Here is an 8,477-nt window from a genome sequence, read left to right as displayed (position 1 = left end):
CAGGGCGAAAAGGATTCTGGTCAACTCCGCATGGAGTTGTAACAGTAAGTACCCCGTGCATGCACGGGGGTATCTACTACAAAAATTAGTGCAACTGTGTGCATTTTGCGTCGAAAATAAGAAAAGAGTGGACGTTGCATACTGGAAGTGCCGTAGCTTTTTTATCGTGTTGTAAGAGTTCAAAGAAACTCCTGATACGGTTACTAAATGTATTCGCTTGACTCCCCGAGTATGACTCATTCAAGCGAGTACCAAATCCAAGCTATAACGATATGGAGAACAACAAATGGCTGGTGTTTTGGGAATGATTCTTGCTGGCGGTGAAGGCTCTCGTTTGAGACCTTTAACAGAATCTCGTAGTAAACCTTCGGTACCGTTTGGTGGTAGCTATCGATTGATCGATTTTGCTCTAAACAATTTTGTAAATGCGGATTTAATGCGCATTTACGTCCTCACCCAATTTAAATCTCAATCTTTGTTCCATCATTTAAAAAAGGGCTGGAACATTAATGGCATCACTGACCGCTTTATCGATCCTATTCCTGCTCAAATGCGCACTGGTAAGCGTTGGTACGAAGGAACGGCAGACGCGATCTATCAAAACCTCCGTTTTATGGAACTAGAGGAACCAGAGCAAGTTTGTATTTTTGGTTCTGACCATATCTATAAGATGGATATTAAACAAATGCTGAACTTCCACTCAGAGAAACAGGCTTCTCTCACGGTATCAGCATTGCGTATGCCACTAAAAGAGGCGTCGCAATTTGGGGTTATCGAAGTGGACAGTGAAGGTCGCATGATAGGCTTTGAAGAGAAACCAGCAAACCCGAAGTCAATTCCTGGAGATCCTGATTACGCTTTAGTTTCAATGGGTAACTACGTTTTTGAGGCTCAGGTGTTATTCTCTGAGTTGGTTGAAGATGCGGATAATGAAGCTTCATCACATGATTTTGGGAAGGACATTATTCCTAAGATGTTCCCTCGAGGTGACGTGTTCGTGTATGACTTCAGTACTAACAAAATCAGCGGTGAAAGAGAAGAGGTGTACTGGCGTGACGTGGGAACCATTGATGCGTACTGGGAGGCGCACATGGATCTGCTAGAAAAAGACGCACCGTTTTCACTATATAACCGTAAATGGCCGCTGCATACTTATTATCCTCCACTGCCGCCAGCGACATTTACAGACTCTGATAATGGCCGTGTTCAGATCATCGACAGTTTGGTATGTAATGGCAGTTACGTCAGAGGCTCAAGAATAGAAAAGTCGGTGCTTGGGTTCCGCAGTAATATTGCATCTGCTTGCGATATCAGCGAATGTATCCTTCTTGGTGACGTGAAAATTGGCGAAGGCTGTGTTTTACGTCGTGTGATTGTCGATAAGGATGCCGATATTGCTCCTGGTACTCAGATTGGTGTGAATCTTCAAGAAGATAAAAAACACTTCCATGTATCTGAGGAGGGCATTGTTGTTATTCCGAAAGGAGCTCGAGTTGGCTACTAACAACTTATCTATTCTGTTTGTAGCTTCTGAGGTTGAAGGTCTCATTAAAAGTGGTGGCTTGGCAGACGTTGCCAAGGCACTACCGGAAGCCCTTCAAAACCTACAGCAAGACGTAAGAATTACCATCCCTGCGTACAGCAGTATTGATAAACTCGCTGACGCAGAAGTTGTATTAGAAACAGAACTAACATCATGGCCGCATACGGAGTATCGAGTTCTGCGGCTCATGCTAGGTCAAAATCCTGTTTATCTGATTGATTGTCAGCCGTATTTCAATCGACCATCGATGTATGCGGAGAACAACCAAGCGTATACCGATAACGGTGAGCGCTTTGCGTTTTTTAGTGCGGCATGTTTAGACATGTTGCCAAAGCTTGCTTTTCAGCCGGATATCATACACGCGAACGATTGGCACACTGGTCTTGTTCCATTTTTGCTCAAGCACAGGTATGGCAATGATCCGTTTTTTGCTCATACTAAAAGCGTCATTTCAATTCACAATGCGGTCTTTAAAGGCGTATTTAGTTATGAAGACGTGCAGTGCTTGCCAGAGTTTCATTGTCGAAACGTTCCCGATGCTGCGGTGAGTGCAACGCATATTACGATGCTCAAAGCTGGTGTAATGAATGCAGATAAGATAAACGCGGTCAGCCCTACGTACGCAGAGGAACTCAAAACAGAGCTTGGCAGTCATGGAATGGCTTGGGAGTTTCAGCAACGCGCGCAGGACTTAGTTGGTATTTTGAACGGTTGTGATTACAGTGCTTGGAACCCGGAAACGGATACTTACTTGCCAGTTAATTACTGCGCTGACCAACAAAGTATGACGCAAGGCAAGAAAGCGTGTAAACAAGCATTACAACTGCGGCTAAATTTGCCTGAAAAAGATGTAGCTATGTTTGGTATGGTTTGTCGGTTGACCCAGCAGAAAGGTGTGCATTACTTGCTGCCTGCTTTGGCTGATTTTTTGAAGCACGATGTTCAACTAGTTGTCGTTGGGACCGGAGACCCTGTACTAGCCGCTCAGCTAGAAGAGGTTGCTGCACAGTTTTCTAGTAAATTTGTCTTCGTAGAAGCTTATGATAATGAACTTGCGCATATCGTTGAAGCGGGTTCTGATTTCTTTCTGATGCCTTCTGAGTTTGAACCATGTGGTTTGAATCAAATCTATAGTATGGCTTACGGTACATTGCCGATAGTACGTGGTGTCGGTGGTCTAAAAGACAGTGTCAACGATTATGATGTGAACCCTTCTGAAGCGACGGGGTTTGTTTTTTTCGAACCGACACCGCAGGCATTGTTGTTAACGATGCTAAGGGCACTGTTGCTCTATGCTCAAAACGAACCTGAAGTGAATAAAGTACAGTTGCACGCGATGCAACAAGATTTTTGTTGGCAAAAGTCCGCAGAAGCTTATTTGCAACTTTACAATTCGGCGTTAAATTGACTTAAAATTGTAACGAAAGGCACCGAATGAGGTGCCTTTATTATCTTGAGTAAGGGGAGTGTGGTAGGATGGCTTTTTACTCAATAGCACGACCTTTTTGATACTTGAATATGACCCAGCCGCTACTTTTTCATAAAACCTATTTGCACCCTACTAGCCATGAGTGGGTTGTATTTGTGCATGGTGCTGGCGGTAGCTCTTCTATCTGGTTCAAGCAAATCAAAGCTTACAAGCAACATTTTAACTTATTGCTGATCGATTTAAGAGGTCATGGAAAGTCAAATCAGTTACTTAAAGAGCTCATTGCCAGCCGTTATACCTTTACGGAAGTTACCCAAGATATTTTGAAAGTATTGGACCATTTAAAGATCCAATCCGCTCATTTTGTCGGTATGTCACTTGGTACCATTATTGTTCGAAACCTTGCTGAATTATCAGCAGAGCGCGTGCGTTCAATGGTACTCGGTGGCGCTGTCACAAGGCTCAATACTCGTTCTCAAATATTGGTTAAATTAGGTAATTTTTGTAAGCACATTCTGCCGTACATGTGGCTCTACAAACTTTTTGCGTACATTGTTATGCCACAGAGAAGCCAGCGAGAGTCTCGCCATCTTTTTATTCGTGAGGCCAAGAAGCTTTGCCAAAAAGAATTTAAACGTTGGTTTATTCTTGCTGCTGATGTAAATCCTTTAATGAAGTATTTTAAAGATCGAGAGTTACCCATTCCCACACTCTATTTAATGGGCGACAGAGATTACATGTTTATTAAGCCTGTTAAAGAAATGGTTGCGGCGCATAAGCTTAGTGTTTTACGAGAGATCCCCAACTGTGGTCATGTTTGTAATGTTGAGCGCCCTGAAGATTTCAATCAACATTCCATCGAATTTATTAAGCAGCAAACGGTTTCTGCTTAGCGCTGAATAAATCGATTGAGTAGGAGTAGGGGAGTTATTAAGGCTCCCCTATTTGATGTCCACATTGCCAACAAGCACCAAACTGCCCCTCGTTTACCTCATGGCACTTCGGGCACTGCCAATCTTGATACTCATTTCCATCGGATTGTTTGCGGTAGGCTTGTACTATTCCTTCTGCTTTTACTTGTTGTTTGGCGTCAAAAAGCCAGACATAAGGATCGGTATCATCACTAAACGGCAGCTCTCCTTTTAAACCGAAAATACCTTCTCCGCGGACTTCACAGTAGACTTGCTCGGTTTTCAATAATTCGCACACGATATGCGCTTCTGCTGGGTTTTTAGCAATGAATATTTTCATTAAACACGTCCACTTACTAATTATGAGTTTTGCTGACTCGGTGTTGGCCTTACTTTATTCATAACCCATTTAGTGATGATTGGAAACAGCCCCAGTAACGCAAAAGAGGCCAATACCGCAGGTGAAATAATGCCTGACAGGCTTTCAATTGTTGCTAGCTGAGTACCGGCGTTTAAGTAAACTGCAGTGCCTGGCAACATACCTACTTGGCTAGTAAGGTAAAATCGACCTACAGACATTGGCGTTAAGCCCATCAACAAGTTGATAAGAAAGAAAGGGAATACCGGAATGAGACGCAAGGAAAATAGATAAAATGCACCGTCCTTTTCGACACCTTGGTTAATTGCGATTAACTTATTGCCGAACTTGTTTTGTACCCAGTCACGCAGCAAATATCGGCTGCTTAAAAATGCTAGCGTTGCACCCACAGTACTGGCGAAAGAAACCAGTAATAAGCTCGTCCAAAAACCAAATAGAGCCGCACCAAGTAATGTAACCACAGCAGCACCAGGAATAGAAAAAGCGGTAATTGCAATGTAGGCAAAAAAGTAAATAGCTGCCGAAAAAACAAAGTTCTGATCGATGTATGTGGTCAGCGCTTCTTGTTGGGCTTTTGCATTTTCCAACGTTAAATACTGACTAAAGTTAACGCCTAAAAAGATAATGATCGCGACCAGTATTAGGCCTAATATCAGTTTCTTATTCATATTTATGATTCCAATTTGGGATATATGTAATAAGACAGAAGGAAAGTCGAAAAAATTTCACAAAAAAACCGCAGATTAGACTGCGGTTTTACAAGATAGTTTTTAAGGCCGACTTTTATTGGAGGCCGTTCATCAACTCATCTCGGCGAGCTTGAGGTACAACGCTCCAATGAGTACCGTTAATAGCCCCTTCTAGTGCCCATAACAGCTCAATGTTGACGGTTGCAGAGTGCGTATCTCTTATCGCTTTATAAGCGTTAAGTGCACCTTCCTCTTCCAGTTTTTCTACTGACTCAATGCCTGCTTTTTTCAGCATGCGTTCAGTCGCCAGTCGTAAGTTAGGCAAATCTTTTAAGCGATTAGGCTTTGTAGTTGCCTGCTGTTCTTTTTCAAGCTTTGCCTTTTTCAACGATTGGTTAGCTACTTCGATTAAGCGTTCGCTAGACTCCCATAAATCGTTGGAAATTGCGTAGTACTTTGTAACGACTGGGAAGCCACGTTTTTTATAAACGTAAGGCTTTAGCCCTTGTTTCTCGAAGTCAGATGAAGTTTGTTGGTCTGCTCTTATATGAAGCTGATTATTTACAACTAGTGCAAACATTGTTTCATCAGCGAATAGTCCGAAGCCACCAAACATTGAGCGCGACTTGATATTACCAAGTGCCTCAAATAGCTTCATAGAGTCTTTGAGTATCGGTTTATCCATGTTTTGTTATCTCGGTGTAATTAATATTACGCCACCAAAAGTCAGGTCCGAGAGAGTAGCAAACATGCGCAAAAGCAATGTCATTACAGGGTAAAGTCATCGCTTGCACACTTGCCATCGGTAACCCCGCTACCTTCCATATAGTACTATGGTTCAGGCCGGAGGCTTTGCGTCCCACCCTTTCGAATGGTTTGCCCTGTGCGTGACAGAGTGAGCATACTTCGTATATTGAATTAACATCACGTTTTACCCGTAAAAGTGTGATTTTGGTTCAATAAAAAGTGTCGACAAGCGCATGTTTGTGCATATTTGAGAATAAGGCGGGATGATCTCGAGGTTGTGAGGGAGTGTGATTTACCTACATATAAAACAGAGACTTAGAGATTCGAGGCTTTTTGTCTAACAAACCTAAGTCAGGGAAAAGTTATTTAGAGATAAAAAATAAGCGCCCTTTTAGAGCGCTTATTTGACATCGTTATATTTGGCGAATTTTAGTTCATTTTCTTCACGGTGTTTCGAATTACAAGCTCAGGTCGCATTTCGAAAATTCGCTTTTCGTGTTCTTTATCTTTGATTCGCTCAAGTAGGATCTCGAACGCATTTTTACCCACACGACGTTTAGGTTGGTGGATAGTTGTTAACGGTGGAGAGAAGTATTCCGCAAGCTCGATGTTGTCGTAGCCGATCACTGAAATATCATCAGGAACTTTGATGCCGTTTTGTTGTAGGCGGCTCATTAGGCCCAGAGCCATTGTGTCGTTAAAGCAGAATACCGCTGTCGGACGTTTGTCCATTGCTGTAATTTTATCTGCGACTAATACGGCCGTATCACATTCAAAGTTACCTTCAAGGATCCAATCTTCATTTACAGTTAGGTTTGCTTCGCTCATCGCGCGACGGAAACCTGCAATGCGCTCTTGGCAAGCAAGTTTTTCAAAGTGACCGCTTAGACAAGCAATATCAGTATGGCCATTGTCGATCAGATGTTTGGTTGCGATGTAGCCACCTTCTTCTGAGTTATCCATGATCTTGTCCGCTTGTGAGCTTTCTGGACCCCAATCCATGACCACTTTAGGAATGTCGGCATGACGGTCAAGCATCTCTTTAAGCTCTTCGGTTAAGTCAGAACACATCACTAGGATGCCATCAACACGTTTTTCAGCCAGCATACGGATGTAATCGCGTTGTTTTTCGTAAATCCCACCCGTATTACACAGAATCAGAGTGTAGCCTTGGCGGTAACAGTAGCTCTCAACCCCGTCAATCACTTCTGAGAAGAATAGGTTGGTTGACTGCGTTACTAACATGCCAATCGTACGAGTTGAGTTGCACTTTAGGCTGCGTGCAACAGCACTTGGCGCGTAATTCAACTCGTCCACGGCTTTCATTACTTTTTCTTGCGTTGCTTCTGCAACGAAACGCGTTTTATTGATAACGTGCGAAACTGTCGTAGTGGAAACGCCGGCTAAGCGAGCAACGTCTTTTATAGTGGCCATAAATGGTGTCCTGTATCGAGCTACTGAAATATGTCGTGTTGGATGTACCTGATGCTCTAATGGTTTACACCCAGCAATCTAAGGTTGGCGCTAAGTGTTTCGGCAGCGGTTGGTCCAAGCACGACAAAAGGGTACGTAGCAGCATCGGTCGATGAATTTTATCTTTTTTCTATCTGATTAGAAATTGCCATCAACCTGTTAAAAAACACAAAAACCGCTATATTTCAGCGGTTTACATATAAATCATATTTAATCGTTTGCGCTCACATTTTAGCCCTATGTGGACTGACTAGCAATGTTTTCAGCAAGAGATTTGTGTATTTGAAGTCACATTTTGACTGCTAAATAACCAAGCGTCTTTGAGCTAAGTTAAGGCAAACGAATAATATACCCAACTTACTTACATTCAGTTATTTCAGGTATACAGGAAGCCCGATAGGCGGGCTCCTTAAAAATAGGCGGCAATTATTCACCAAGAAGGTAAGCGCTGTCTAGTTTACAAAATGCAACTAATAGTTTCGCGACGCTCGAGTAGAACCCAAATTCGTCGAATTGTTTACATTTGTCTGCAAACTGAGGTAACCAAGACATCAACTGTTGCTGGATAAAGTCGTTTTGTTTAACGAAGGCTTCTTCCATGTGTTTTTCTTGCTCAAGTTCGTTTGAGCGGATGATCATGTTGCCGAGAAAGTCTAGTTCAACGGCTAAGTGGTCCGCTGGCTCTTTTAGATTTTCATCTACTTGAACGCCAAATTCTGCCATCAACTTTTCCATTTCCTCGGCGGGCTTGTCATTCAGCAAACCTGATTCACCGATGTACATCGATGCGTAAGGAAGAGCGCCGTATTTTTCTGTCTTCAAAAACAGTTCACAAAAGTCAGCAGCAAGCTCCAATTGAGCGTCTTCACGATCTTGCAATCGGTTTAGCGCATCAACTAGGCTATCAACGGCTGGTTTCAGCGACTCATTTTCACCTAAACCTGCTAGAAAACTGCGAATTTCAACACTGTGGTAGGCTTCCAGCTCTTTCTCTGTTAGCTCTTTTGCGAACAAGCTCGAAAACCACCAGTAAATTTCAGCGCGTTTTTCATTAAAAGCTTTCACTTCTTGCATCTTGGGCTCCTGAATGATGCTTCAAGTTGTGCATCACAAAGTCAATTAGGGATATCCCCTAAGTGTAATCAATTAAAATGAATAGCAGTAACTATAATTATTATGTTTTATGGTCAAAAATTAACGTTTATTAATAGCGATGGGTAAGCTTGTTTTGAATCAATAAAAACGCTAAATCTTGCTTTTTAATGTATCTATGACTAGAAATGTTACTAGTTATGAATAGAATACG

8 protein-coding genes and 1 riboswitch are annotated in these 8,477 nt (G+C 42.5%); of the genes, 3 read left to right on the top strand and 5 right to left on the bottom strand.

The window, feature by feature from the left end; translation table 11 throughout:
- Positions 1 to 286 precede the first annotated feature (286 nt).
- The 3 genes from glgC (at position 287) to ACWYVB_RS02580 (ending at position 3,865) form a co-directional block, all read left to right on the top strand.
- Positions 287 to 1,504, top strand: coding sequence for a glucose-1-phosphate adenylyltransferase (gene glgC / locus ACWYVB_RS02590; protein ID WP_005390714.1), 1,218 nt, complete (start codon positions 287 to 289; stop codon positions 1,502 to 1,504).
- A complete protein-coding gene (gene glgA / locus ACWYVB_RS02585) occupies positions 1,494 to 2,951 on the top strand; it encodes a glycogen synthase GlgA (protein ID WP_457527814.1) in 1,458 nt (485 codons plus the stop codon). The genes glgC and glgA overlap by 11 nt, the downstream gene beginning before the upstream one ends.
- A gap of 110 nt (positions 2,952 to 3,061) precedes the next feature.
- Positions 3,062 to 3,865, top strand: coding sequence for an alpha/beta fold hydrolase (locus ACWYVB_RS02580; RefSeq protein ID WP_006742124.1), 804 nt, complete (start codon positions 3,062 to 3,064; stop codon positions 3,863 to 3,865).
- A gap of 37 nt (positions 3,866 to 3,902) precedes the next feature.
- On the opposite strand, the gene ACWYVB_RS02575 is transcribed toward ACWYVB_RS02580, so the two are convergent.
- The 5 genes from ACWYVB_RS02575 to torD all read right to left on the bottom strand — a co-directional run bounded on the left by ACWYVB_RS02575 (position 3,903) and on the right by torD (position 8,245).
- Positions 3,903 to 4,223, bottom strand: a complete 321-nt coding sequence (locus ACWYVB_RS02575) for a hypothetical protein (RefSeq protein ID WP_005390719.1) — start codon at positions 4,221 to 4,223, stop codon at positions 3,903 to 3,905.
- 20 nt (positions 4,224 to 4,243) lie between these two features.
- Positions 4,244 to 4,930, bottom strand: a complete 687-nt coding sequence (locus ACWYVB_RS02570; RefSeq protein WP_237308480.1) for a TVP38/TMEM64 family protein — start codon at positions 4,928 to 4,930, stop codon at positions 4,244 to 4,246.
- 115 nt (positions 4,931 to 5,045) lie between these two features.
- Positions 5,046 to 5,636 carry a TfoX/Sxy family DNA transformation protein gene (locus tag ACWYVB_RS02565; RefSeq protein WP_005390721.1) on the bottom strand — a complete coding sequence of 197 codons (591 nt, stop codon included), beginning with the start codon at positions 5,634 to 5,636 and terminating at the stop codon, positions 5,046 to 5,048.
- A 116-nt stretch (positions 5,637 to 5,752) separates the two neighbouring features.
- A riboswitch (cyclic di-GMP riboswitch) is annotated at positions 5,753 to 5,842 on the bottom strand.
- 285 nt (positions 5,843 to 6,127) lie between these two features.
- Positions 6,128 to 7,132, bottom strand: coding sequence for an HTH-type transcriptional repressor PurR (gene purR, locus ACWYVB_RS02560; protein WP_457527811.1), 1,005 nt, complete (start codon positions 7,130 to 7,132; stop codon positions 6,128 to 6,130).
- A 465-nt stretch (positions 7,133 to 7,597) separates the two neighbouring features.
- Complete coding sequence (gene torD, locus ACWYVB_RS02555) at positions 7,598 to 8,245, bottom strand: molecular chaperone TorD (RefSeq protein ID WP_006742122.1); 648 nt, start codon at positions 8,243 to 8,245, stop codon at positions 7,598 to 7,600.
- Positions 8,246 to 8,477: the final 232 nt, after the last annotated feature.

The organism is Vibrio sp. JZG10 (genome assembly GCF_054064075.1).
The sequence above is the reverse complement of the archived record's forward strand: the minus strand, read 5'-3'. Positions and strand labels throughout refer to the sequence as shown.